Source organism: Silanimonas lenta DSM 16282 (assembly GCF_000429065.1).
Taxonomy (GTDB): domain Bacteria; phylum Pseudomonadota; class Gammaproteobacteria; order Xanthomonadales; family Xanthomonadaceae; genus Silanimonas; species Silanimonas lenta.
Genome location: NZ_KE386844.1, coordinates 237,426 through 262,804, shown reverse-complemented (window position 1 = coordinate 262,804; position 25,379 = coordinate 237,426). Strand labels below are relative to the sequence as shown.

General features: G+C 72.1%; 21 protein-coding genes. 16 read left to right on the top strand and 5 right to left on the bottom strand.

The features are described 5' to 3' along the window. Positions 1 to 424: 424 nt before the first annotated feature. A complete protein-coding gene (locus G408_RS15430; protein WP_169719225.1) occupies positions 425 to 913 on the top strand; it encodes a phosphatase PAP2 family protein in 489 nt (162 codons plus the stop codon). Beyond that, complete coding sequence (locus G408_RS0109840; RefSeq protein WP_051282867.1) at positions 910 to 2,571, top strand: phosphoethanolamine transferase; 1,662 nt, start codon at positions 910 to 912, stop codon at positions 2,569 to 2,571. Before G408_RS15430 ends, G408_RS0109840 begins: the two co-directional genes overlap by 4 nt. On the opposite strand, the gene G408_RS0109835 is transcribed toward G408_RS0109840, so the two are convergent. Beyond that, a complete protein-coding gene (locus G408_RS0109835; RefSeq protein WP_028770943.1) occupies positions 2,568 to 3,212 on the bottom strand; it encodes a putative 2OG-Fe(II) oxygenase in 645 nt (214 codons plus the stop codon). The two genes, G408_RS0109840 and G408_RS0109835, sit on opposite strands and share 4 nt — an antisense overlap. Positions 3,213 to 3,295: 83 nt before the next feature. Between G408_RS0109835 and ggt the strand changes: the two genes are divergently transcribed. The 10 genes from ggt to G408_RS0109785 all read left to right on the top strand — a co-directional run bounded on the left by ggt (position 3,296) and on the right by G408_RS0109785 (position 13,639). Further along, the gene (gene ggt / locus G408_RS0109830; protein ID WP_245584307.1) at positions 3,296 to 4,972 is read left to right on the top strand and encodes a gamma-glutamyltransferase; all 1,677 of its coding nucleotides are present in this window, start codon (positions 3,296 to 3,298) and stop codon (positions 4,970 to 4,972) included. 69 nt (positions 4,973 to 5,041) lie between these two features. Next, positions 5,042 to 5,674 carry a ParA family protein gene (locus tag G408_RS0109825; protein ID WP_028770941.1) on the top strand — a complete coding sequence of 211 codons (633 nt, stop codon included), beginning with the start codon at positions 5,042 to 5,044 and terminating at the stop codon, positions 5,672 to 5,674. An 8-nt stretch (positions 5,675 to 5,682) separates the two neighbouring features. After that, positions 5,683 to 6,159: a SixA phosphatase family protein gene (locus G408_RS0109820; protein ID WP_028770940.1), complete on the top strand. Its 477-nt coding sequence runs from the start codon at positions 5,683 to 5,685 to the stop codon at positions 6,157 to 6,159. After that, positions 6,160 to 6,762, top strand: coding sequence for a YceI family protein (locus tag G408_RS14885; protein WP_051282865.1), 603 nt, complete (start codon positions 6,160 to 6,162; stop codon positions 6,760 to 6,762). After that, positions 6,759 to 8,627, top strand: coding sequence for a phospholipase D family protein (locus G408_RS0109810; RefSeq protein WP_051282864.1), 1,869 nt, complete (start codon positions 6,759 to 6,761; stop codon positions 8,625 to 8,627). The genes G408_RS14885 and G408_RS0109810 overlap by 4 nt, the downstream gene beginning before the upstream one ends. A gap of 83 nt (positions 8,628 to 8,710) precedes the next feature. After that, positions 8,711 to 9,319, top strand: coding sequence for a YkvA family protein (locus G408_RS14190; protein WP_051282863.1), 609 nt, complete (start codon positions 8,711 to 8,713; stop codon positions 9,317 to 9,319). 10 nt (positions 9,320 to 9,329) lie between these two features. Then, the gene (locus tag G408_RS0109800; RefSeq protein ID WP_051282862.1) at positions 9,330 to 9,767 is read left to right on the top strand and encodes a hotdog fold thioesterase; all 438 of its coding nucleotides are present in this window, start codon (positions 9,330 to 9,332) and stop codon (positions 9,765 to 9,767) included. A 4-nt stretch (positions 9,768 to 9,771) separates the two neighbouring features. Next, on the top strand, positions 9,772 to 10,524 hold the full coding sequence (locus G408_RS14185; protein ID WP_037412912.1) for a lysophospholipid acyltransferase family protein: 753 nt from the start codon (positions 9,772 to 9,774) through the stop codon (positions 10,522 to 10,524). A 12-nt stretch (positions 10,525 to 10,536) separates the two neighbouring features. Next, entirely contained in the window at positions 10,537 to 11,565 is a 1,029-nt protein-coding gene (locus G408_RS14180; RefSeq protein ID WP_051282915.1) for a YheT family hydrolase, read from the top strand. A 43-nt stretch (positions 11,566 to 11,608) separates the two neighbouring features. Next, positions 11,609 to 13,639, top strand: coding sequence for a tetratricopeptide repeat protein (locus tag G408_RS0109785; protein WP_028770937.1), 2,031 nt, complete (start codon positions 11,609 to 11,611; stop codon positions 13,637 to 13,639). A gap of 24 nt (positions 13,640 to 13,663) precedes the next feature. Here the strand turns inward: G408_RS0109785 and G408_RS0109780 are convergent, their stop codons facing one another. After that, positions 13,664 to 14,473 carry an undecaprenyl-diphosphate phosphatase gene (locus G408_RS0109780; protein ID WP_028770936.1) on the bottom strand — a complete coding sequence of 270 codons (810 nt, stop codon included), beginning with the start codon at positions 14,471 to 14,473 and terminating at the stop codon, positions 13,664 to 13,666. A gap of 300 nt (positions 14,474 to 14,773) precedes the next feature. Between G408_RS0109780 and glnA the strand changes: the two genes are divergently transcribed. The 4 genes from glnA (at position 14,774) to G408_RS0109760 (ending at position 19,338) form a co-directional block, all read left to right on the top strand. Then, positions 14,774 to 16,183 (top strand): type I glutamate--ammonia ligase, encoded by a 1,410-nt coding sequence (gene glnA, locus G408_RS0109775; RefSeq protein WP_028770935.1) that lies wholly within the window; start codon positions 14,774 to 14,776, stop codon positions 16,181 to 16,183. A gap of 154 nt (positions 16,184 to 16,337) precedes the next feature. Further along, complete coding sequence (locus tag G408_RS14175) at positions 16,338 to 17,393, top strand: two-component system sensor histidine kinase NtrB (protein WP_051282861.1); 1,056 nt, start codon at positions 16,338 to 16,340, stop codon at positions 17,391 to 17,393. Next, on the top strand, positions 17,390 to 18,823 hold the full coding sequence (gene ntrC / locus G408_RS0109765) for a nitrogen regulation protein NR(I) (RefSeq protein WP_028770934.1): 1,434 nt from the start codon (positions 17,390 to 17,392) through the stop codon (positions 18,821 to 18,823). Before G408_RS14175 ends, ntrC begins: the two co-directional genes overlap by 4 nt. A gap of 44 nt (positions 18,824 to 18,867) precedes the next feature. Beyond that, positions 18,868 to 19,338, top strand: a complete 471-nt coding sequence (locus G408_RS0109760) for a GNAT family N-acetyltransferase (protein ID WP_028770933.1) — start codon at positions 18,868 to 18,870, stop codon at positions 19,336 to 19,338. Here G408_RS0109760 and G408_RS14170 read toward each other — a convergent pair. From G408_RS14170 to G408_RS14875, 3 genes are read right to left on the bottom strand one after another with little or no spacing between them, the layout of a single operon-like run. Then, the gene (locus tag G408_RS14170) at positions 19,325 to 21,535 is read right to left on the bottom strand and encodes a putative bifunctional diguanylate cyclase/phosphodiesterase (protein WP_051282860.1); all 2,211 of its coding nucleotides are present in this window, start codon (positions 21,533 to 21,535) and stop codon (positions 19,325 to 19,327) included. The genes G408_RS0109760 and G408_RS14170 overlap by 14 nt on opposite strands. After that, positions 21,532 to 24,354, bottom strand: coding sequence for an ATP-binding protein (locus G408_RS14880; RefSeq protein ID WP_051282859.1), 2,823 nt, complete (start codon positions 24,352 to 24,354; stop codon positions 21,532 to 21,534). Before G408_RS14880 ends, G408_RS14170 begins: the two co-directional genes overlap by 4 nt. Beyond that, complete coding sequence (locus G408_RS14875; RefSeq protein WP_028770932.1) at positions 24,351 to 25,352, bottom strand: ABC transporter substrate-binding protein; 1,002 nt, start codon at positions 25,350 to 25,352, stop codon at positions 24,351 to 24,353. The genes G408_RS14880 and G408_RS14875 overlap by 4 nt, the downstream gene beginning before the upstream one ends. Positions 25,353 to 25,379: the final 27 nt, after the last annotated feature.

The following is a 25,379-nucleotide window of genomic DNA, read 5'->3' as shown; positions in this document are numbered from 1 at the left end:
GGCAGGCCCCTCGCGGGCATTCGAGCAAAGACTCGAGATTATAGCCCGTCCCGGTTTTGCGGCCGGGTCAAGGGCCTGCGAGGAACGGCGGCGACCGATTCGCTTTTCCTGGTTTTGCATCGCGTTCCGGCAAGACTCAGGCATGCGGGCGCAGTGTCGGCGCGCCGTAACCGAACCGGTCCTCAGCCATGACGCCTTCGCCGCTGGAGTCCCTGTCGCCATCCCACCGTCTGGCCGACCGGTTCCGAGGAACCCGGGGAATCCTTCTCGCGGTTGCCGGGTATCTCGTCCTGATGCTCCTGCTGCAGGGTCTGGGCGGGGACTTCCTGGTCGCCGATACGCTCTATGCCCTCGAGGGCGGGCGCTGGGCCCGCAGGAGCACTGGCTCACCCGCGACTGGATCCACGATGGCGGGAAGCGCGTGGTGCTGGCGCTGTGGCTCCTGCTCGCCCTCGGCACCGTAGGGCTGGGCTGGCATCCGCGGGGGCGGGCTGTCCGTCGGCCGCTCCTCGCACTCCTCGCCAGCGTGCTCGCCAGCGTCGGCCTGGTGGCCGCCATCAAGTACGGCCTGCCCATGGACTGCCCGTGGAGCCTCGAACGCTATGGCGGCACCCTGCCTTACACCGGCCTGTTCGAGCTACGCCCCGCCGGCTTCCCGCACAACGCCTGCTTCCCGGCGGCACACGCCAGCGCCGGCTTTGCCTGGGTGGCGCTTTACCCCTTCCTTGCCCGGGTGGCGCCGCGCTGGCGGGCCTGGGGCCTGGCTGCCGGGCTGGGCCTGGGCGGCCTGTTCGCTGCCGCCCAGGAACTCCGCGGGGCGCATTTCCTCTCCCATGACCTCAGCTCGCTGGTGCTCTGCCTCACCGTCGCCTTCGCCTTCGACCGCCTGTTCAACGGCCGGAGGGTGGCATGAAGGGCCTCGCCGCCTGGCTGCGCGCCCACCGGCCCCAGGCCGGCGTGGAGTGGCTGGTGCTCCTGTGCAGCCTGTATTTCGCCGCGGTCTCCAATGCGGCCTTCTGGTCGGCTTTCCATGCCAGCGCGGCAGCCCGGGCGCCCGGGGCCTGGGCGCTGGGTCTCGGCCTGTTCCTCGCCATCGCCGCCCTGCATGCCGCCCTCCTGCTGGTGCTGGTCAATCGCTGGAGCAAGGACGTGGTGCTGCCGCTGCTGCTGTCCGTCACCGCGGCGGCGGCCTTCTACATGCAGCGCTACCACGTCTACATCGATACCGACATGGTGGTGAACGTGCTGGCCACCGAGCGCAAGGAGGCCGGGGAGCTCATCACTCCCGGCCTGCTGCTGGCCCTGCTGCTGCATGGCCTCGTGCCGAGCCTCCTCGTCTGGTGGTGGCAGCCCGCCCCGCGCCCGCTGCGCCGCGGTTTCGTCGCCCATGCCCTCGGCATCGCCCTGGCCCTGGGCATTGCCGCCGCGGCGATCGGGTTCAACTTCCAGTCCATGGCCTCGTTGATGCGCAACGAGAAGGCGCTGCGCCATCTCGTCACACCGGGCAACTGGATGGTGGCCCTGGCCAAGGCCCTGCACCAGGGCGGAACGGGGCCGGCGGTGCGCGCGCCGATCGCCCCCGACGCCCGCCGCGAGCGGCCGGAGGGCGCCCGCCCGCGCGTCCTGCTGCTGGTGGTGGGCGAGACCGTGCGCGCCGCCAACTGGGGCCTCAACGGCTATGCCAGGCAGACCACGCCGCGCCTCGCCGCGCTCGAGGGCATCAACTATCCCGAGGTCGAGGCCTGCGGCACCAATACCGAGGTCTCGGTGCCCTGCCTGTTCTCGGAGCAGGGCCTGCGGCACTACGACCGGAACCTCGTGAAGGGCAGCGAGTCGCTGCTGCACCTGCTGCACCGGCTCGGCATCGAAATCCTCTGGCGCGACAACCAGACCGGCTGCAAGGGCGTGTGTGACGGCCTGCCCTTCGAGAGCTTCCTGCACGCCGACCTGCCCGAGTACTGCGATGGCAGCCGCTGTCTGGACGGCGTACTGCTGCATGGGCTGAAATCCCGGATCGAGGCCATGGAGGGCGATGCGGTGGTGGTGCTGCACATGCTCGGCAACCATGGCCCGGCCTACCACGCGCGCTACCCCGAAGCTTTCCGCCGCTTCACTCCGGCCTGCGAGCGCAACGAACTGGGCAAATGCAGCCGCGAGGAAATCACCAACGCCTACGACAACGCCATCCTCTACACCGACGCGGTGCTGGCGGACGCCGTGGCCCTGCTCGAGACGCTCTCCGCGACCCGCGACACCGCCCTGCTCTATGTCTCCGACCACGGCGAATCGCTGGGCGAGGCCGGGCTCTACCTGCACGGCGTGCCGCGCATCGTCGCCCCGGAGGCCCAGACCCGGGTACCGCTGTGGCTCTGGCTGTCGCCCTCGCTGCGCGAGGCCGAGGGGCTCGATCTCGCCTGCCTGCGCCGCGAGGCGGCGAAGCCGCGCAGCCACGATGCGGTCTTCAGCACCGTGCTCGATCTGATGCACGTCGAGAGCGCGGTGCTCGATCCAGCGCAGGACCTGCTGGGGGCGTGCCGGAGGAGCACTGCCTCAGGGATGGGGATGCCCTAGCGGAACATGCAGTTGAAGGCCACGGTGATGCGCTCGCCCTCGCCCTGGAAGGGCAGCACGTAGTGCTGCACCCAAGAAGGGAAGAGGATGAGCTGGCCGGCGGCAAGGTCGAAGCCGTGGTTGGAGAAGGCGAATGGCTGCCGCAGCCGGCTGTTGGCCGGATCGAGGTACATGCCGGCCAGGCTGTTCGGATTGACGAAGCTCAGGCGTCCGGAGTCCGTGGCGTCGGCGTCATGCCGCCCTGGACTGACGCAGTAGACCCCGCTCCACGAGGCCATCGGGTGATTGTGCATGCCGAAATGCCCCCCGCGCCGGGTGATGTGGAACCAGGCGTCGGTCTGCACCTCCAGCTTGCGCAGGGCGACGAGGTCGTAGCCCGAGAGCTGTCCTACGAGCTGCATCAGTTCGCCGAGGCAGAACTGGGCGAGCCGCTGCACGGGCTCCTCCGGCCAGTCGAACAGGTCGAAATGGCTCTCGAACAGGGCCGAATTGCGGATGGTATAGGGGTTGGGATTGGCCCAGCGGGTACCTTCCTGCTCCCGGGCGAGGAACAATGCCCGGAGTGCCTCGTTCAGGGCCTCGCTGGCGGGCATTTGCGCGAACCCGAAGGGCACCGCGAACATCGGCGTGATCTGCGCCATCCTTGAAACCGTTCCGGAACGTGAAGGAAACGCTGCCAGTGTATCGCCTCGCCTCCCTTGCCCATGCGTCCTGCCTCGCGACGATCCTGATCGCGACCCCTGGGCCCGGCTTCGCCGCCGACCGGATCACCGGCCAGCCTTTCGCCACCCGCTCCGAGGTCTATGCCCCGCAGGCCATGGCCGCCACCTCGCACCCGCTGGCCACCCAGATCGCCCTCGAGGTGATGCGCCGCGGCGGTACGGCGGTGGATGCCGCCATCGCCGCCAATGCCGCGCTGGGCCTGATGGAACCCACCGGCTGCGGCATCGGCGGCGATCTGTTCGCCATCGTCTGGGACCCGAAGACGCGGAAGCTCCATGGCTACAACGGCTCCGGCCGGTCCCCGCAGGGCCTCAGCCGCGAGTGGTTCGACGCGCAGGGCATGCACCTGATCCCCTCCCACGGCGCCCTGCCGGTCACCGTGCCCGGCGCGGTCGATGGCTGGTTCGCCCTGCACGGCCGCTTCGGCAGGCTGCCCATGGCCGAGCTGTTGAAGCCGAGCATCGACTACGCCCGCCGCGGCCACCCGGTGCACGAGACCATCGCCTACTACTGGGAGCGATCGGTGCCGCGCCTGAGCCAGTTCCCCGGCTTCACCGAGCAGTTCACGATCGACGGCCGCGCGCCGCGGACCGGCGAGATGTGGAAGAACGAGAACCTCGCCCGCACCTACGAGCGCATCGCCCGCCGAGGCCGCGCCGGTTTTTACGAGGGCGAGTTGCCGCGCATCGTCGAGGCCTATGTGCGAGAGCAGGGTGGCTTTCTTTCGGCAGCCGATTTCGCCGCCCACCGCGGCGAGTGGGTGGAGCCGGTGAGCGTCAGTTACCGCGGCGTGGAGGTCTGGGAGCTACCGCCGAACGGGCAGGGCATCGCCGCCCTGCAGATGCTCAACATGCTCGAGGGCTTCGATTTTGGCCGCATCCCCTTCGGCAGCCCCGAGCATCTGCATCTCGCGGTCGAGGCGAAGAAGCTGGCCTTCGCCGACCGCGCCCGCTACTACGCCGATCCGGCCTTCCACCCGGCGCCGGTGGCCGAGCTGATCTCCAAGCCCTATGCCGAGGCACAGCGCGCACGCATCGACCGCGAACGCGCCCAGCGCGTGGTAGCCCCCGGCACGCCGCCTTCGCTCGACGAGGGGGACACCATCTATCTCACCACCGCCGATGCCAGCGGCATGATGGTCTCGCTGATCCAGAGCAACTACCGCGGCATGGGCAGCGGCATGGCGCCGCCGGGCCTCGGCTTCATCCTGCAGAACCGCGGCGAGCAGTTCTCGCTGAAGCCCGGCCACCCCAACGAGTATGCGCCCGGCAAGCGGCCCTTCCACACCATCATCCCGGCCTTCATCACCAAGGGGGGCGAGCCCTGGATCAGCTTCGGCCTGATGGGCGGGGCCATGCAGCCGCAGGGCCATGTGCAGATCGTGATGAACCTCGTCGACTTCGGCATGAACCTGCAGGAGGCCGGCGATGCCCCACGCTGGCACCACGATGGCAGCGATGAGCCGGTGGGCGCGGTCACGCCGATGGCCGACGGCGGCGTGCTGCAGCTGGAGAGCGGCTTTCCTTACGGGACCATCCGCGAGCTCATGCGCCGCGGCCATCGTGTCGAATTCGCCGACGGCCCCTACGGCGGCTACCAGGCCATCATGAAGAACCCGAACGGCGGCTGGGTCGGCGCCAGCGAGAGCCGCAAGGACGGGCAGGCGGCGGGGTTCTGATTTTCCGCTCGTGCGCCCGCGCGGCCTGCTTGCTAGAGTGCGGCGCAGGCTCGGTAGGGAAGCGCGCGCATGCAGACGATCCTCGTGGCCAGCTCCAAGGGGGGTGCCGGCAAGACCACCCTCGCCACCCAGCTCGCCGGGCACTTTGCCGTGGCCGGCAAGGCCACGGTGCTGGTCGATGCCGATCCGCAGGCCTCGGCCACCCGCTGGTGCGAGAGGCGCGCCGGCATGGAGGCTGCGGTGCTGCCGGTGGACGGCCATGCCCGCGCCTTCCGCAGGCACCTCCCCGAGGACGCCGGGCGCGTGGTGATCGACGCGCCGGCCGGGGCCATGGCGGCCGGGCTCGAGCCCTTCCTGGAGATGGCCGACGCGGTGCTGGTGCCGGTGCTGCCCTCGGCCATCGACCTCGAGGCCACCGTGCCCTTCCTGAACTCGCTGGCCCAGGTGCCGCGGGTGAAGAAGCGCCGGCTGCCGGTGGGCCTGGTGGCCAACCGCATCAAGGCCTGGACCTCGGTGAGCCAGCAGGCACTGGAGCAGCTGCGCCTCTGGCCCTACCCGCTCGTGGCCCAGCTCCGCGATTCCCAGGCCTATGTGCTGCTGGCGGCACTCGGCCGTTGTGTGGACGATTACCGCTCGGAGCAGATGCGCGGCCACCAGGACGACTTCGCCCCGATCTACCGCTGGCTCAAGAAACACGCCTGAACATCCCCATGCGCGAACTCATCCTGCTGCGCCATGCCCATGCCGAACCGGCCCAGCCCGGCCAGGCCGATGCCGAGCGGCCACTCTCGCTGCGCGGCCAGGCCGAGGCCGAGGCCGCTGCCCGCTGGCTGGCCGGAGAGGGCCTGCGGCCGGTGCGGGTGCTCTGCTCGCCGGCCCGCCGCACCCGCGAGACCCTGGAGCGCGTGCTCTCGGTGCTCGGCTATGTCGACGTGCGCTATGAGCCGCGCATCTACGAGGCGGTGCCGGGCACGCTCATGGCCCTGGTCGAGGAACATGCCGAGGCCGGGCGGCTGCTGATGGTGGGCCACAACCCCGGTTTCGAGCAGGTGGCGGCCCTGCTGCACAGCGGCCAGAGCAGCGATTTTCGCGGCATGCCGACCGCCGGCATCGCCGTGCTCGCGCTGCCGGCCGAGGGACCGGTGGAGCCGGGGATCGGCCGCCTCACCCGCTTCTGGTGGCCCTGAATGCCCGGCCGGGCCCTGGCGCCCGGTGCCGGGTGCGGCAGCCTGCCGGCGCTCGGTCTGTCGCTGGCCTGCGCGCTGCTGCCCGGGATCGGGCTGGGTGCGGGCTGTGCCGCCCGCATCGATCCTGCCGCCTCGTCGGCCCGGTTCGTGGTGGATGTGCGCCTGCCGATCCGCGCCGAGGGCCGCTTCACCGAGCTGGCGGGTGAACTGCGCCCGGCCGATGGCGGGCTGTGCGAGGTGGAGGTGCGGCTGCGCGCCGATACCGTGGATTACGAAGGGCCGGAGTGGATGGCGAAACTCACCCGCTCGCCGGCCTTCCTCGATGCCGGGGCGCATCCCGAGGTGGGCTTCGTCTCCCAGCCCTTCCCCCCGGCCAGGCTGCACGAGGGCGGACCGGTGCGCGGCCGCCTGCGCCTGCGCGGCCGCGAGCGGCCGGTGGACTTCCTCCTGCTCACCCCGTCTTGTCCGCGTCCCGGCGAAGATTGCCTGCTCCGGGTGCAGGGCAGCGTCAGCCGGCGTGATTTCGGCATGCAGGCCTACCGTTTCACGGTGAAGGACGAGGTGCGTTTCGAGTTCGGGATCCGCTTCGCGGAGGCGCGATGAGCGCTGCCCCCCTGCCTGCCTGCCGCTGGCGTGCCGCCCTCGTCCTCGTCCTGGCCGCGGGCCTCGCGGCCTGCGCCGGACTGCCCAAGGCGCAGCGCCTGGAGGCGGCTGGGGCCATGGTGGCGGCGCGGGCCACCGCGGTGGACTGCGCGGCCGCCGACCGCTGTGCCGTGCCCTCGGCCCTGCTGGAGGCCGGGCACCGGCGGGTGGCGGATTCGACCCCCGCAGCCCCGCGCCACCGCCTGGTACTGCTCGAGAACGGCGCCGATGCCCTGGCCATGCGCCTGCACCTGATCCGCGCCGCCCGCGAGCGGATCGAGCTCAAGAGCTTCATCTTCCAGCTCGACGACGGCGGGCGGCTGGTGCTGGATGCCCTGCTCGAGGCCGCCGAGCGCGGGGTGAAGGTGCGGGTGCTGCTCGACCAGCTCTACGGCCTCGATGATCCCAACCTGCAGGCGGCGCTGGCCAGCCACCACGCCAACTTCGAGCTGCGCCTGTACAACCCCACCTTCGAGGAGGCCCGCACCCAGCCGCTGCAGTTCGCCGCCGGCATCGTCTGCTGCTTCCGCCGCTTCAACCAGCGCATGCACGGCAAGCTGCTGCTGGTGGACGGCGTGGTGGGCATCACTGGCGGCCGCAACGTGCAGGACCGCTACTTCGACTGGGATCCGGCGTTCAACTACCGCGACCGCGATCTCGTGGTGGCCGGGCCGGCGGTACGCGAGATGCAAGCCGACTTCGACCGTTTCTGGGTGGCCGAGCGCAGCGTGCCGGCCGAGCAGCTCGCCGACGTGGCGCAGCGCTGGATCTCCCATGGCGGGGCTCCGGCCGGGCGCCTGGACTGGCGCGAGGCGCTCGAGGAGGGGCGGCTCGGCAGCATGCGCCGCGCCGCGCTCGACGGCGATGCGCTGCTGGCGCGGCTCGCCGAGGCCAGCTTCGAGGTGGGGGCGGTGCGTTTCATCGCCGACTGGCCCGACAAGCATGAGGGCGAGCCGGCCGCGCGCAAGGATGCGAGCGAGGCGATGCGCCGCCTGATCGCCGATGCCCGCGAGGAGGTGGTACTGCAGACGCCCTACCTCGTGCTCTCGCGGCCGGCGCGCCGCCTGTTCCAGGACCTGCAGCGCCGCGACCCGCCGCCGGCGGTGCGCATCTCCACCAACTCGCTGGCCGCCACCGACGCCTTCCCGGTGTATGCCATGAGCCACAAGTACAAGCGCACCTACCTGCGCGAGCTTGGCTTCCTGATCCACGAGTACAAGCCCTATCCCACCGACACGCCGCTCGACCCCGCCTCGACCGGGGCGCTCGGCGAGCGGGCGGCGGCCGATTTCCCGCTGTTCGGCAGCGGCTCGGCGGCGCGCCGCCAGGGCGGGCCAGTGCCGCTGCGCCGGGCCGGGGTGCGCACCGGCCTGCATGCCAAGTCGGTGGTGGTGGACCGGCGGGTGGCGGTGGTCGGCACCCACAACTTCGACCCGCGCTCCGACCACTGGAATACCGAGAACCTGGTGATCGTCGAGGACGCCGCCTTCGCTACGGCGCTGGCGCGGATCATCGAGCGCGACATGGCGCCGGAGAACGCCTGGTTGATCGCTCCGCGGGCAAAACCGCCGCTGTTCTCCGGCCTGAGCTACGGTCTTGGCAAGCTCTCCGAGGCCCTGCCGGTGTTCGATCTCTGGGCCTGGCCCTTTCCCTACGCCCGCAGCTACGAGCTCGTGGAAGGCTGCGAGCCCCTGCCCTGGGGCGACCCGCGGTTCCATGAGTGCTGGCGCGACGTGGGCGATTTTCCCGAGGTGGGGGTGGGCAGCAAGCGCATCTACACCCGCATCCTCACCGGCTTCGGCGCCGGCCTCGTGCCCATCCTCTGAGGACATGACCTTCTTCATTTGACGCCATCGGGGGCCGGGCCTAGGCTGCCCGGGCCTTCCATTCGGATCCCCCGGGCCCTGCCATGTCCCTGACCCTCACCATCGAGCTTTCCGATCGCGACCTCGAGCATTTCACGAAGGCGATGGAGGAGGCCCGCAAGGCCGCCGCCAGCAAGGCCCCGGCGCAGGTGGCCGATGCCGCCGGCGCCCTGCTCGCCAAGGCCAGGGGCGTCACGGTGCCCGATTTCATCGCCGACCGGCTCGATCTGCTCGACACCCTGATCGCCATGCTCAAGGACCCGGCCTGGGCGATGCCCGGGGAGGATCAGCAGCGCATCCTGGGCGCCCTTGCCTACTTTGCCGAGCCGAAGGACCTGATCCCCGACCACGTGCCGGTGCTCGGCTTCCTCGACGATGCCATCGCCATCGAGCTCGCCACCCGCGGCCTGCGCCACGAGATCGAGGCCTACGACGACTTCTGCGAATACCGCAGCGCCGAGGCCCGGCGCCGCGGCCTCGACCCGGCCCAGGTGGGCGTGGCCGACTGGCTGGAGGGCCGCCGCGCCGAACTGCTCGAGCGCATGCACGTGCGCCGCCAGCGCGATGTCGGCGTGGGCTATGGCGCCAGCTCGGGCTATGGCCGCCGCAGCTACCTTGCCAACGTCTGGCGGCCCTCGACCTACCTGCGCTGAAGGGCGGCCGATGCAGGCGAATCCCGAAGGCCCCTTCCGCCGCCGCCCGCCGATCGAGCTGCTGAACGCGCAGCGCGAAGGCTGCGCGGTGGGCCATCTCGGCATCGAGCTCACCGAGCTCGGCCCCGACTACCTGCGCGGGCGGATGCCGGTGGATGCGCGGACCAAGCAGCCCTACGGCCTGCTGCACGGCGGCAGCTCGGCCCTGCTCGCCGAGACCCTGGCCAGCATCGCCGCCAACCTCTGCCTCGAGGACGGCGCCGGGCAGGCCGTGGGCCTCGAGCTCAACTGCAACCATGTGCGGGCCATGACCGGGGGCTGGGTGGTGGGCACTGCCCGGCCCCTGCACGTGGGCCGCAGCACCCAGGTCTGGGACATCCGCATCGAGGACGAGCAGGGCCGCCTGGTCTGCGCCAGCCGGCTCACCCTCGCCGTCCGCCGGGGCTGAGGCCATGCGCTGGCTCCGCCTGCTTGCCCGCCTGCCGTTCCTGGCCGTGCACCTCGGCCTGTTCCTGCCGCTCGTGGTGCTGCTGCTGGTGCTGCCCGGCACCCGGCGCATCGCCTGGGGCGGCGAGGATCTGCATGCCCGGCTGATCCGCGCCTGGTCCGGCGGCCTGCTGCGGGTCTTCGGCCTGCGCGTGCGCCGCTATGGCACGCCGCTGCGCGGCGCCGTGCTGTTCGTGGCCAACCATGTCAGCTGGATCGACATCGAGCTGTTCCACAGCCAGCTCTGGGCCGGCTTCGTCTCCAAGGCCGAGGTCGAGAAATGGCCGCTGGTGGGCTGGCTCGCCAGCCTGGGCGGCACCATCTACCACCACCGCGGCAACCAGGACTCGCTGCACGGGGTGATGCACCAGATGGTGCAGCGCCTGCAGGAGGGGCGCCCGGTGGCGGTGTTCCCGGAAGGCCGCACCACCAGCGGCGAGGCGTTGGGCGTGTTCCATGCCCGCATCTTCCAGCCCGCCGTGGTAGCGAACGTGCCGGCCCAGCCGGTGGCCCTGCGCTATGGCGCGGGGGGGGAGGCCCAGCGCATCGTTGCCTTCGCGCCGGGCGAGAGCTTCATGGGCAATTTCGTACGCCTGCTCGGCGAGCCGGGCCGGGTGGCCGAGGTGCACTTCCTCGACCCGGTGCCCCCCAGCGAGGACGGCCGCCGGCGCATGGCCGAGACCTGCCGCGAGCGGATCGCCGCGGTGCTCGCCCGCTGAAGGCCCCCGATGCTGAGCGCCGCCGACTACCGCCCGCCCGCCTGGCTGCGCAACGGCCACCTGCAGTCCCTGCTCTCGGCCGCCCCGCCCCGGCGCATCGCCGGCGAGCGGGCCCTGGCACGGCTGGCGCCGCAGGTGGAGGAATGGCGGCTGCCGGCCGGCGAGGCGGTGCTGCAGGCCTTCCACCTCTCGCTGCCGGGTCGCGTGCCGCGGGCCACGGCCCTGCTCTTCCACGGCTGGGAGGGCAGCCACCGCTCGAGCTATGTGCGCCACACCACCCGCCAGCTCCTGGAGGCCGGCTTCGAGGTGGTGCAGCTCAACTTCCGCGACCATGGCGACACCCACCATCTCAATCCGGAGCCCTTCCACAGCTGCCGCCTCGAGGAGGTGGTGCTGGCGGCGAAGGCGGCCCAGGCGCGTCTGCCCGGCCGGCCCTGGATGGCGGCCGGCTTCTCGCTGGGCGGCAACTTCGCCCTGCGGGTGGCCCGCGCCGCCCCGGCGGCGGGGCTGCGGCTGGCCCATGTGGCGGCGGTCTGCCCGGTGGTGCACGGCGAATCCGGCCTGCGCGCCCTCGAGACCGGCCTGCCGCTCTACCACTGGTATTTCATGAGGAAGTGGCGGCGCTCGCTCGTGCTCAAGCAGCGCCACTTCCCCGAACGGCACCGTTTTTCGCCGGCCGAGCTCGGGCGCGACATGCGCAGCCTCACCCGCTATCTCGTTGCGCAGTACACCGAGTTTCCCAGCCTCGAGGCCTATCTCGACGGCTATGCCATCGCCGGCGACCGCCTCTCCGACCTCGCGGTGCCGGCCTCGATCCTCACCGCGGCGGACGACCCGGTGATCCCGGTGGCCGATTTCCACGCCCTGCGCCTGCCGCCCTCGGCCCGGCTGGAGATCAGCCCCTATGGCGGGCACTGCGGCTTTCTTCTGAACGCGGCGCTGGAGGGCTTCGCCGAGCGCTGGATCCGCGACCGCTTCCTCGCCGCCCTCGGGCAGGCGGCGGGCCAGCCGGCCGATGCCGCTACACTGGGCGTTTCCTGATAAGCGGCCGGGCTCCCGGCCGGGCCTTTTCCGAGGGACTCCCATGCTGCATGACGTGATGACGGCGCTGCGCGCCGGTGATGCCACGGCCGCGCTGGCCGCCGCCGAACGCTGGGTGGCCGCCGAGCCGGCCAATCCCGAGGCCTTCGAGTGGCTGGCCCAGGCCCATGGCGCGGCCGGCGACACCGCCGCCGCCGCCGCCGCCATCGACCGCGGCCTTGCCCTCGCCCCGGGCCATGCCGGGCTCATCACCACCCGCGCCTTCCTGCACCTGCAGGGCGGCGACCTCGAGGCCTCGACCGCCGATTTCCGCGCCGCGGTGGCCGAAGACCCCAACCAGCTGCCCGCCTACGTGGCCCTGGCCCACCTCGCCCTCGGCCGCGGCGACCGCGCCGAGGCCGAGCGCCTCGTGGCGCTGGCCAAGCGGATCGACGACGAGCACCCGCGCCTGCTGCTGGCCGAGGCCCAGCTCGCCGAGCTTTCCGGCGATGGCCAGCGCGCCCTGGCCCTGCTCAGCGCCGCGGTGCAGCGCGCCCCGCGCGATCCGCTGGCCCAGGCCGCGCTCGGTCTGGCCTACCTGCAGCGCAACCACCTCGCCTTCGCCGAGCAGGCCCTGCGCAATGCCCTCGCCCTGAGCGGGGCCGCGCCCAATCTGCACGGCGCCCTCGTCGCCTGCCTCGAAGCCCAGGGCCGCCTGCCGGAGGCCTTCGAGGCGGCGATCGCCTGGGTGGAGGCGGCGCCGGCCTCGGTGGCGGCGCGCTGGACCCATGCCCGGCTCTGCGCCGCGGCCGGCCGTCTCGAGGAGGCCTCGGCCGGGGTCGAGGCGGTGCTGGCCGAGGCCCCCGAGCATGGCCCGGCGCTGGCCCTGGAACTGCAGCTCAACCACCATCTCGGCGGTCCCGAGGCGGCCGTGGCCCGCCTGCAGGCCCGGCTGGCCGAGCGCCCCGGGCTCACCCAGGGCTGGCGCCTGCTGCTCGGGCTCGGCGATCTTGCCCAGGCCGAGGCCACCATCGCGGCCTGGCGGGCGGCGGCCCCTGCCTCCGGCGACGCCCTCGAGGCCGAGGCCACGCTGCGCGAGCATCAGGGCGAGCTGGCTGCGGCCGAGACGGCCGCCCGCGAGGCCCTGGCCCTCGAGCCGCGGCTGATGGAGGCCCGGCGCATCCTCGCCCGTGCCGCCGCCCGGCAGCCGGCCGAGGCGGCGATGGCCGCCACCCAGGCCCTGCTCGACGGCGTGGTCTCGCCCGGCCAGCGCCATGCCCTGCTGCCCTGGTATGGCGCCGCCCTGCACCGGGTGGGCCGGGTGGCCGAGGCCGCGGCGGCCTGGCAGCAGTTCTGGGCCGAGGGCTTCCTGCCGCGCCTGCCGCAGCCGGTGCCGGCGAGCGCCGCCCGCCCGGCTGCCGATGGCGGCGCCGGCTGCCTGCTCTGGGGCCCGCCCGGCGTGCGTCTCGAGCCCATCCACACCCTGCTCGCCGCCGCCGCGCCCGAGCGGGTGCTGCTGGACCGCTTCGCCGACACCCGGCGCGACGATGGCTTCAACCGCCTGCGGGTGGCGCCGGACCATGCCGCGGCCGGCACGGCCGCGCGCTGGCGGGCGCCGCTGGAGGCCAATGGCCTCGATCCGGCAGCCATGATCGATGGTCTGCCGCACTGGGATGGCTGGACCCACGCCACCCTGCACGGTACCCGCCTCGTGGCCCTGCTGCGCGACCCGCGCGATCTCCTGCTCACCTGGCTGGCCGAGGGCTCGGCGAGCGGCTACCCCTTCCCCGGCGTGGAGGCCGCCGCGGCCTGGCTCTCGGCCGTGCTCGGCCAGTACCTGGAGGCCGAGGCCGCCGATCCGGCGCGGGTGTTCCGTCTCGATGCCGATGGCCTTGCCAGCGACCCTGCCGGCTTCGGCGAGGCCCTGGCCGCGGCCTGCGGCCTTCCCGCCCCGCCGCCGGCCGTGGTACCGGCGCCGGTGGCGGTGCCGGTCGAGCTGCCCGCCGGCAGCTGGCGCGCCTATGCCGGCGTGCTGGCCCCGGCCTTCGCCACCCTGTCGCCCCTGGCGGTGCGCCTCGGCTATCCCGCCGAGTGAGGCCAGTCCCTCCCCGCGGGGCCTTCAGGCCCCGCGCGGCAGGAACAGCAAAAGCCCCAAGCCGAGGGCGATGCGGTAGAAGGCGAACACGGTGAAGGGCCGCGACTTCACGTAGCCGAGCAGCCAGCGCACCACCACGAAGCCGGTGGCCGCCGCCGCGGCGAAGGCCACGGCCAGCGCCGCCCAGTCCTCGCGCGGGGCCGCCGGGTTGCCCGCATACTCCAGCAGGGCGTAGGCGCTGGCGGCGAACATGGTGGGGATGCCGACGAGAAAGGCGAACTCGGCCGCCGCCGGGCGCGAGAGGGCACCCGCCAGCAGGGCGGCGAAGATCGCCGCCGCCGAGCGCGAGGTGCCCGGGAACACGCCGGCCAGCACCTGCGCCAGCCCCACCCACACTGCCACGTTCCAGCCGATGGCAGGCAGCGCCGGCTCCGGCGCCGCCGGCCGCCTGGCCACACTCCGTTCGATGGCGAGCATCAGCAGCCCCCCCAGCACCAGGGCCGTGGCCACGGGCCAGACCGTCTCCGGCAGGCTCCAGCCGAGCTTGCGCACCACGAGGCCGACCACCGCCGTCACCGCGAAGGCCGCGCCCAGCTTCAAGAGGTAGTCGAACTGCGCCGGCTGCCGCCAGCCTGCGGCCAGGGCCAGCAGGCGGGCGCGGAACACCAGCAGCACGGCGAGGATGGCCCCGCTCTGCACCACGATGTTGAACAGGTCGGACTGCGGGCCCAGCCAGTGCTGGGCGATCAGCAGGTGGCCGGTGGAGGAGATCGGCAGGAACTCGGTGATGCCCTCGAGGATGCCGAGCAAGAGGGCGATGAGCAGGTCGTTCAAGGCGCAGGACCGCGGCGGAAAGGCCGGAGTCTAGCGGCAGGCCGGTCCCGGCGTGGGCCGGGCGGGCAGGGGCGTGCCGGGTGGGTGGTCCGCCCCGGTAGCGGGCGGGGCAGGGGGTCTCCATCCGGGCGGCGTGCTTCAGAAATGCACCCAGTTGCTCCATGAGCGCCTCCGTCTGGCGCAATCTGCCACCGGGAACCCCGCCCTGCCCTTTCAGGATCAATGGCTTGCGCGCAGGGAAGGCTTGGCATGGCGCTTGCTCTCTTCCCTGGCGTTTCCCACCCCAGCCGGAGCCTTTCCGTGAGCATCGAGACCGTCAACAAGCTGATCAAGGACCACGCCATCGAGTTCGTCGACCTGCGCTTCGTCGACATGCGTGGCACCCAGCACCACGTCACCTTCCCGGCGAGCATCGTCGAGCCCGCCCTGTTCGAGGACGGCAAGATGTTCGACGGCAGCTCCATTCCCGGCTGGAAGGGCATCAACGAGAGCGACATGATCCTGCTGCCGGATCCCGCCACCGCCTTCGTCGATCCGTTCTACGCCGACCCGACCCTGGTGCTGATCTGCGACGTGCTCGATCCGGCCACCATGCAGGGCTACTCGCGCTGCCCGCGCGGCGTGGCCAAGCGCGCCGAGGCCTTCCTCAAGGCCAGCGGCATCGCCGACCAGGCCTTCTTCGGCCCGGAGCCCGAGTTCTTCATCTTCGACGGCGTGCGCTTCAGCAATGACATGGGCAAGGTCGGCTACGAGATCTTCTCCGACGAAGCCGCCTGGGCCACCAACCAGAAGCAGGACGGCAACAACCATGGCTACCGCCCGACCGTGAAGGGCGGCTACTTCCCGGTGCCGCCCACCGACTCGCTGCACGACCTGCGCGCCGAGATGTGCAAGGTGCTGGCCTCGGTGGGCCAGGAAGTGGAAGTGCACCACCACGAGGTGGCGAACGCCGGCCAGTGCGAGATCGGCGTCAAGTTCAACTCGCTGGTGAAGAAGGCCGACGAGCTGACCACGCTGAAGTACATCGTCAAGAACGTGGCGCACCGCAACGGCAAGACCGCCACCTTCATGCCCAAGCCCATCGTCGGCGACAACGGCAGCGGCATGCACGTGCACCAGTCGCTCAGCAAGGGCGGGGTGAACCTGTTCTCGGGCGACGGCTACGGCGGCCTGTCGCAGATCGCGCTCTGGTACATCGGCGGCATCTTCAAGCACGCCCGCGCCATCAATGCCTTCACCAATTCCACCACCAACAGCTACAAGCGCCTGGTGCCGGGCTTCGAGGCCCCGGTGATGCTGGCCTACTCGGCGCGCAACCGCTCGGCGAGCTGCCGCATCCCGTACGTGAGCAACCCGAAGGCGCGCCGCATCGAGATGCGCTTCCCCGATCCGATGCAGAGCGGCTACCTCACCTTCGCCGCGCTGATGATGGCCGGCCTCGACGGCATCAAGAACCAGATCGACCCGGGCGCGCCCTCCGACAAGGACCTCTACGACCTGCCGCCGGAGGAGGAGAAGAACATCCCGAAGGTCTGCCACTCGCTGGACATGGCGCTCGAGGCCCTCGACAAGGACCGCGAGTTCCTCAAGGCCGGCGGTGTGTTCTCCGACGACTTCATCGACGGCTACATCGAGCTCAAGATGCAGGAGGTGACCAGGTTCCGCGCGGCCACCCATCCGCTCGAGTATCAGCTGTACTACGCGATCTGAGGATCGCGCCCGCGCCGCCGGGGGAGCGGTGGCGCGGTTTTTGGCGCCAGGCGTCGACGCCGCGGCCCGCGGGAGCGGGCCGTCGGCATTTTCGGGGCGGCGGCGCAGTAACCCGCCCGGCAAAAATGCCCGCGCATGGTGCGATACTGCCGCCATGCCCCGCGACCTCGCCGCCTTCGACCGCCTTGCCACGCCGCTTGCCTGGCTGGATGCCGGGGGGCGGCTCGAGGCCCTGAACACCGCCTTCGCCGCCTGGCTCGGGGTGAGCGCGCGCCGCCTGCTGGGCCTCGGCCTTTCCGAGCTGGAGGGCGGCGAGCGGCTGGCGGCGGCGCTGCCGCGGGTGCCGGCCGATGGCCAGCCCTTGCGCCTGCAGCGGGTGGGTCTGGGCTTCGGCAGCGGGCCGGTGCAGTTCGCCGATGTGCTTTGCCTGCGCGAGGAGGCCGGGCTGCGCCTGGAACTGCATCCGGTGGAGGAGTTCCCGGGCGACGACCCGGTCACTGCCCTGCCACAGGCCTTGAGTGCCTCGCTGCGCGGCCTGGCGCACGAGCTGCGCAATCCGCTGGCCGGGCTGAAGGGCGCGGCGCAGCTGCTCTCGCGCCGCCCGGCCGACCCGGAGAGCCGCGAGCTGGTGGCCTTGATCGCCAGCGAGGTGGAGCGCTTGAACGGGCTGGTCGAGCGCATCCTCACCCCGGCGCCGCCGCGGCCCTTCGAGGCCGTCAACATCCATGCCGTGCTGGAGCGGGTGCGCCAGCTGGCCGAGGCCGAGGCCGGCTGGGCGGTGAAGCTGGTGCGCGACTATGACCCCAGCCTGCCCGACCTGCAGGGCGATGCCGACCGCCTGACCCAGGCGGTGTGGAACCTGGTGCGCAACGCGCTGGAGAGCGGCGCCTCCCAGGTGGGCCTGCGCACCCGCGCCGAGCACCAGGTGCTGATCGGTGAGCGCAGCCACCGCCTGGCGGTGCGGGTGGAAGTGGCCGACGATGGCCGCGGCGTGCCGGAGGACCTCGTCGAGCGCCTGTTCCTGCCGCTGGTCTCGGGGCGGGCCGAGGGCACCGGGCTTGGCCTGCCGCTGGCGCAGCAGATCGCCCGCGAACATGGCGGCTCGCTGGCCTACCGCTCGCGGCCGGGCCATACCGTATTCACCCTGCTGCTGCCCCTGCCCGATCCGGTCGAGGGCGGGCCGGGCACGGCGGTGGAGGGCCGCCCATGAGCGCGCGCATCTTCGTCGTCGACGACGACCGCGCCGTGCGCTTCGTGCTGGCCGAGGCCCTGCGCGAGGCCGGCTTCGTGGTGCAGGGCTTCGACAGCGCCGACGCCGCGCTCGCGGCGCTGGCAGGCGGCGAGCGGGCCGCGCTGGTGTTCACCGATGTGCGCATGCCGGGTACCGATGGCCTCGGTTTCCTCGAGGCCCTGCGTGCCCGCGAGCCCGGCTTGCCGGTGGTGGTGATGAGCGCCTACACCGATGTCGCCACCACTGCCGGAGCCTTCCGCGGCGGCGCGCGCGACTACCTGCCCAAGCCCTTCGACCTCGATGCCGCGGTGCAGCTGGCCCGCGAGCTCCTGAAGGACCGGCTGGACGCCGCCCAGTCCCGCGCTACGGCGGAGGCCGCGGTGATGCCCGAGGGCTCGTCCGTCCTGCTCGGCGAGAGCCCGCCGATGCGCGCCCTGTTCCGTGCCATCGGCCGCTATGCCCAGCTACCGCTCGCGGTGTTGATCACCGGCGAGACCGGCACCGGCAAGGAACTCGTCGCCCGCGCCCTGCATGCCGAATCGCCGCGCGCCGAGCGTCCCTTCGTCGCCCTCAATACCGCTGCCATTCCCGCCGAGCTGCTGGAGAGCGAGCTGTTCGGCCACGAGGCCGGGGCCTTCACCGGCGCCAGCAAGCGCCACATCGGGCGCTTCGAGCAGGCCGATGGCGGCACCCTGTTCCTCGACGAGATCGGCGACATGCCAGCCGGCCTGCAGACCCGCCTGCTGCGGGTGCTGGCCGAGGGCGAGTTCTTCCGCGTGGGCGGGCGCGAGCTGATCCGGGTGGACGTGCGGGTGATCGCCGCCACCCACCAGGACCTCGCCGCTCGGGTGCGTGAGGGCCGCTTCCGCGAGGACCTGCTGCACCGCCTCGACGTGCTGCGGCTCAGCCTGCCACCGCTGCGCGAGCGCCAGGGCGATATTCCGCTGCTCGCCAGCCGCTTCGTGGCCGAGGCGGCCAAGGCCATGGGCCTTGGACCGCGGCGGCTCGCTCCGGCGGCGTTGGAGCGCCTCGAGCGGCATGCCTTCCCGGGCAATGTGCGCGAGCTGCGCAACCTGTGCCTACGTCTGGTGGCGCTGGCCGCCGGCGAGCGCATCCCGGCAGCGGCGGTAGAGGCCGCCTTGCGTGAGGCCGGCGCCCTATCGGCGCCCGGCGAAGGCCGGGACGCGGCCTGGCGTGCGGCGCTTGCCGAGGCGCTGCGGCAACGCCTCGTGGCGGGCGAGCAGGGCATTGCCGCGCCGCTGCGCGAGGCCTTCGAGGCCACCTTGCTGGAAACCGCATTGGACTATCACTGCGGGCACCGCCAGCTCGCCGCCGCCCAGCTCGGCATCGGCCGCAATACCGTGGCACGCAAGCTCGGCCCCGGCCGCCGCGGCCGCAAGCCGGGCTGAGCCCCCCCCCTTTTTTCGACGACACCGGAACGAGTCCCGCCGCGATGAGCCCCACCCCGATCACCGTCCGCCCCGCCCGCGCCGACGAGCTCGACACGCTCGCCCGCTGGGCCGAGGCCATGGCCTTCGAGACCGAGGGCAAGCGCCTCGATCCCGTCACCGTGCGCGCCGGCATCGCGGCCGGCCTCGCCGATCCGGCCAAGGCCCGCTACTTCGTCGCCGAACGCGCCGGCGAACCCGTGGGCACCTTGATGCTCACCACCGAATGGAGCGACTGGCGCAATGCCTGGTGGTGGTGGATCCAGAGCGTCTACGTGGCGCCGGCGGCGCGCCGCGGCGGCGTGTTCCGCGCCCTCTACGCCGAGGCCGAGCGGCTGGCCCGGGCCACGCCCGGGGTCTGTGGCCTGCGGCTCTATGTCGAGAACGACAACCGCCGCGCCCAGGCCACCTATGCCGCGCTTGGCATGGAGGATGCCCGTTACCGGGTGTTCGAGGCCGGCTTCAGCCGCGGCTGAGCCGCGTGCCGAGCCAGTCGGCGAAGGCGGCCGGAGCCATGGGCCGGGCGAACCACCAGCCCTGGCCGAGCGCGCAGCCATGGCGCTGCATCAGCGCCGCCTGCGCCTCGTCCTCGATGCCCTCGGCGACGGTGACGAGGCCAAGGCGCTGCGCCAGCATCAGGATGCATTCGACGAAAGCCTCGTCCGGTCCCGCGCTGAACTCGGAGACGAAGCGGCGGTCGATCTTCAGCGCATCCACCGGCAGCTCGCGCAGCTGCGCCAGCGAGGAATAGCCGGTACCGAAATCGTCGATGGCGATGCGCACGCCACTTCCGCGCAGGTGTTCGAGCCGCCGCCTGAGGCCCTGCGCCTCGTCCATGGCGATCGATTCGGTGATCTCCAGCTCCAGCTGGCGGCCCTGCAGCCCGTGTCGCCGCAGGGTGCCCTCCACCATCGGCACGAAGCCGCGCTCGCGCAGTTGCGGCATGGCCACGTTCACGGCGATGGAGGCGGGTGCGCCCGGCCGGCCTTCCAGCGACTTCAGGAAGGCGCAGGCGCGGTCCAGCACGAACTCGCCCATCGGCACGATGAGCCCGGAGTATTCGGCGAGCGGAATGAAGACATCCGGCGGCTGCACCCAGCCGCCGGCGCCATCGGGCCAGCGCAGCAGGGCCTCGGCGGCCACCACGCGGCCGTCGGCGAGATCGACCTGCGGCTGGAACCAGGGCAGCAGGCGCTCCTGCTCGAGGTCGCGGCGCAGTTGCCCCAGCATGTCGAGCCGTGCCCGGGTGTGCTCGGCCATGGCCGGGGCATAGGCCACCCAGGGCTCGCCGCCGGCACCGCGCTTGGCGCGCTTGAGCGCGATGTTGGCGTGGCGCAGGGCGGAGACGCCGTCGCCGCAGTCGCCGAGATCGCACAGGCCCAGCGAGACCCTGGCCGGGGTGTGGTGCTCGCCGAAGGAGAAGGGTTCGTCGAACACCGCCAGCACCGCCTCCGGTGCCAGTGCCTCGCGGTCGCCGATCAGGGCGAAGACATCGGCGCCGAGCCGGCCCAGCGTGGCCTGGCCGCCGAGGCGCTCGCGCAGGCGCGCACCGACGGCAGAGAGCAAGAGATCGCCGGCTTCCTGCCCAAGTCCATCATTGAAATCGGTGAAGTGGTCGATGTCGGCCAGCACCAGGCGCAGGTCGGTGCGGCCGGCCACGCCGTCCAGCTCGCGCAGCAACCCGGCGCGATTGACGAGTCCGGTGAGCGGGTCGCGGAAGGCCAGCCGGTGCACTTCCTCGAAGTGCTGCAGGTTGCTGAAGCAGGCGGCGAGGTTGGCGGCGAAGACTTCCAGCAGCTGCCGCTCCACCACCCCGAGCGGCGCCGAGGTGGCGACGTAGATCGCCGCCTCGCGCTCCAGGGTGGAGAGGTAGAGCACGCTGTGGCGCTCGCCGTGCAGATTGCGGTGTTCGCGCAGAGCCTGCGAGATCGCCGTCACTACCGGCTCGGCATGCACTTCCGAGAGCGGGTGCCAGACCTCATGGGCCAGCGCGCCGGCCGCTCCCACCACGTACAGGCGTTCGTCGGAGGGATCGAGCGGCGAGCCGCGCTGGGCACAGACGATGCCATCGATCGGACCGCCGAGCAGGGCTTTGGCCTGGGTCAGCACGCCCTGGGCGAAGCTCGCCAGCGCTTGGGGCTGCAGCAGCTCGGCCGAGCTCTTCACGATCAGCTCGAGGCCGCGGCGGCTCTCCTCGATGGTACGGATCTGCTCGTGGCTCTTCACCGCCGAGGTGATGGCGGTGATCAGCCGGGTGCGCGAGAGCTCGGCCTTGGTGAAGTAGTCGTTGATGTCGTAGCGCGCGAACACGCTGAGTTCCGGCGCGTAGCCGGGCTGGCCGGTGCGCAGCACGATGCGGGTGGCAGACAGGCCGCAGTCGCCGCGGATGAAATCCACCAGGGTGAGGCCGGCGTCCTCGGTCTCCATCACCACGTCGAGCAGGATCACCGCCGGGATGCCGAGCGTGGGCAGTGCGGCACGCGCCTCGGCGGCGGAGTGCAGATGTGCCAGTTCCAGCGGCCGGCCATGCACTTGCACATGGCGCAGGGCGAAGCGGGTCGCCTCGTGCACCTCCGGGTCGTCGTCCACCACCACCACGCACCAGGGGCGCGGCCCGCCTTCCGCCTGCGGCGGCGGGGCCTCGCTGGCGAAACGGATCCATTCCTCGCTCATGCTTCGGGCTCCGTGGCCCCGGCCGGCGCCTTGGCCGGCAGGTCGATCTGGAAGCGTACTCCTCCTCCCTCACGGTCGAGGAGGCGGATGCGGCCGCCCAGCCGCCCGTGCACCAGGTTGTACACGAGATAGAGCCCAAGGCCGCTACCGCCCTGGCCGAGGCGGGTGGTGAAGAAGGGATCGAACACCCGCTGCCGAGACTCTTTCGGGATGCCTCGGCCATCGTCCTCATAGACCAGGCGGACGCCGGCCTCCTCGCCTTCTCCGAGAGCATCGGCATGGATGTGGATGCAGCCTGCCTGGCCCTCATCCCAGGCGTGCACCAGGCTGTTCTCGAGCAGGTTGGTGAGCACCTGCTCCAGCGGTCCTGGGTAGCTGTCGAGCGAAAGCCCTTTCGGCACCGCCACCTCCACCCGGTGCGGCGAGCGCTTCAGTCGCGGGCTCAGGGTGGAGAGCACGTCCTGCACCAGCTCGCCGAGCTCGAAGCGCCGCCGCCGCATGCTGGCCTGGTCCACCGCCACCTGCTTGAAGTGGCTGATCAGGGTGGCGGCGCGTTCCAGATTGCGTTCGATCAGGCTGGCCGCCTCGGTGTTCTCGGCGAGGAACTGCTCGAGCGCCGAGCGCTTGAGCTGCCCGCTCGCGAGCAGGCCGGTGAACTGCCGGTGCAGGTCGCCCAGCGCGGTGGAGACGGTGAGGGCATTGCCGATCGGGGTGTTGAGCTCATGTGCCAGCCCCGCCACCAGGCTGCCCAGTGAGGCCAGTTTCTCGCGCTGCACCAGCTGGTCCATGGCCTGTGAGAGCGTGGCATTGGCTTCCTGCAACTCACGAGTGCGTTCGGCCACCCGGTTCTCCAGGGTCTCGGCCAGCCGCTGCAGCGCCTCCTCGGCCATCAGTCGCTCCAGCTCGGCGGCAGCGCGGGCTTGGAATAGATCGAGCAGGCGTGCGGCTGCGCTGCCCCTGCTCAGAGGCTGGGTGTGCATGAGCGTGACCAGCCCGATCGGATTCCCCTTGCGATCATCGAGCCGACGGCCGATATAGCTTTGCAGGCCCATTTCGACGAGGACGGTATCGGCGGGGAAGCGCTCGCTCGCTTTTTCGAGGACTTCCAGATGGCCGTGAGCCAGTACTTCCCGACAGAGCGTGCCATCGAGTTCGAATTCGAACTGCCGCACCGCGCCCTGGCGATCGACCAGGGCCAGTACTTCGGCCCGCGTCGGCGGACAGTCGAGGAAGCGGCCGATCATCGCGTAATCGACGTCCAGGACCTTCACCAGGCCGGTGGCCAGGGCCTTGAAGTAGTCGCCGCCGAGCTGTGTTTCGACCCCGCCGCGCAGCAGGTCCATGGCCTGGTCTGCGGTTGCCTTTTCGGTGATGTCGAACAGCAGGCCGGTGAGCCGCGAGGGCTGGCCGGCCTCGTCCAGGTGCACGCAGCCCAGTTCCCAGATCCAGCGCAGGCCGCCATCGCGGTGGCGCAGGCGGTAGCGCAGCTCGAAGCGGCCGCCGTTGGCCAGCGAGCGCTCCACGGCTTCCTCGTTGGCCTTGCGGTATTCGGGCAGCACGAGGGCGGTGAACCCCGTGCCGTCGCCGGCCAGCAGGGCCTCCGGCGCATAGCCGGTGATGGCCTCGATCTGCGGGCTCAGGTAGTCCATCGGCCAGTCGGTGGCCTTGGCGCAGCGGTACACGGCGCCGGGCAGCTGCTCGACCAGGGCACGGAACTCGGCCCGGCTCTCGCGTAGGGCCTGCTCGGTGGCGCGGCGCTGCTCGAGTTCCGCCGAGAGCGCGCCGATGGTCTCGCGCAGGCGGGCGGCGAGCTGGTCCAGGGCCTCGCCGAGCGCCCGCGCCTCGACGGCGCCGCGCCAGGCCGGCACCGGCTGGAAATCGCCCCCGGCCATGCGTCGCGCCACCTCGCTGAAGGCCGCCAGCGGCCGGGCGATCCAGCGCCCCAGGAGCAGCGAGGCGGTGAGCAGCAGCGCCAGCAGCAGCACCGACTGCTGCAGCCAGGTGTGCATCGCCGCCCGCTGCGGGGCCTGCCACGTGGTGAGCGGCTGACGCACCACCACCCGCCAGTCGCTGGCCGGCACCCGCGCCGTGGCCACCCGCTCGCGGCCGAGGTCGAACGCGGCCGTGCCGCCGGTCCGGGCCGGCAGCGGCGGCAACGGGTCTTCTCCTTCCGGTCCCACGCCCCAGAGCAGCCGGCCCTCGCCGTCCAGCAGGCTGGCCGAGAGCCCTTCGGTATTGCCGAGGCTCACCGCCATCACCTGGCCGAGCACGCTGGGCTCGTAGCGCACCCTCAGCAGGCCGGCCGGGCGTTCCTCGGCATCGCGCACCAGGGCCACGGCGAACAGCCCGGCCACCCGTTCGCCGGCCGGGCGGTAGGGGCCGTAGAGCAGGGGCTGGCCATCGGCCAGCACGGCGCGCACATAGGGCTCGGCGCCCTCGCGGCGGCCGAGGTTGAGCGCCCGCGAGTCGAGCACCACCCGGCCCTCCAGGTCGAGCAGGCCCACCGCGCCCACGTTCACCGGATCGCGGCCGGCGATGGCGGCGAAGAAGGCACTGCCTGTGCCATCCAGGGCCGGATCGTGGGCGCGCAGGAGGGCATCCATGCCCGGCAGCCGGGCATCCGCGCGCACGCCGTCCAGCCAGCGCCGGCGGGCGGCATCCAGCAGGGCCGCCGCCTCCTCGGCATTGCCGGAGAGCACGCGGTCGGCGGCCGCGGCCCGGGCCTCGCGCTCGGCCTCGAAGCTGCGCCAGTGCAGCAGGCTCGCCGGCAGGGCCGCCACCGCGAGCATCAGCAGGGTGACCCGGGTGGCGTACTTCACGGCAGCAGGTCCGCCTCGAGCAGGAAGCGAAGATCGCCCGGGTCCTCGCCGCGTTCGGCGAAGAAGGCGCGGAAGCGCTCCAGCACCGGCAGCAGGGCCGGCGCCTCGCCATCGAGCAGGCGGCGGTTGTCGGCCAGGGTATGCAGGCGGATGCCCGCCAGCGAGGCGGCGCCGGGTTCCAGGCCGAGATGGGCCTCGATCGTCTTCTGTCCGGCCGGCACATCGGCGAGCCAGCGTTCGGTGGCTTCGAGCCAGGCGGCGCAGAAGGCGGCAAGGCGCGGCCGCTCGGCCTCGATCAGCCGCCGCTTGGCCACCACCACCTGGGTGATCAGGGCCGGGGTCTGCGAGCTGTCGAAGACCCGGCGGTGCCCGGCCCGCGCGGTGGCGCTGGCATAGGGCTCCCAGGTGTTGCCGATGTCGATGCTGCCGGCATCGAGGGCGTAGCGCACCTCGCTGGCATCGACGTGCAGCCATTGCAGGGGGCGGTCGGCCAGGCCGGCCTGGGCGAGGTAGTCGCGCATGAACAGCTCGCCAAAGCCGCTGAAATCGGTGCCGATGCGGATCAGCCCGGCCGAGCCGGGATCGAAGCCCCGGCGCTGGAAGACCTGGTCGCCGCCCGCCGATTCGTCGCTGGAGAGCACGATGGCGATGTCGCGGCTGCGCCCGGCCATCGGGATGATGTCGCCGATCGAGCAGGCGATGAGGTCGTGGCGGCCGGCGTGGAACTCGGCCAGCATGCGGTCGGTGGTGCCCGGGGCGATCATGCGCAGGCCGAGCCCGGCCTCGGCCAGCAGGCCGAGGGCATCGGCCAGGGCGGCGGAGTAGTAGCCGGGCCAGATGTCGTAGGCGAGGGTGAAGATCCGCGGCGGGGCGCCGTTGCCGCCGCGCCCGCAGCCCAGCAGGGCCGCCGTGGCCAGCCCCGCCAGGCCGGCCAGGGCATGCCGCCGGCCGATGTGGACTCCCTCCCGCCCCGCCTGCCTGCTTCCCGCTCCAGCCATGCTGGTGCCCTCCGCCAAGCTCCCTCG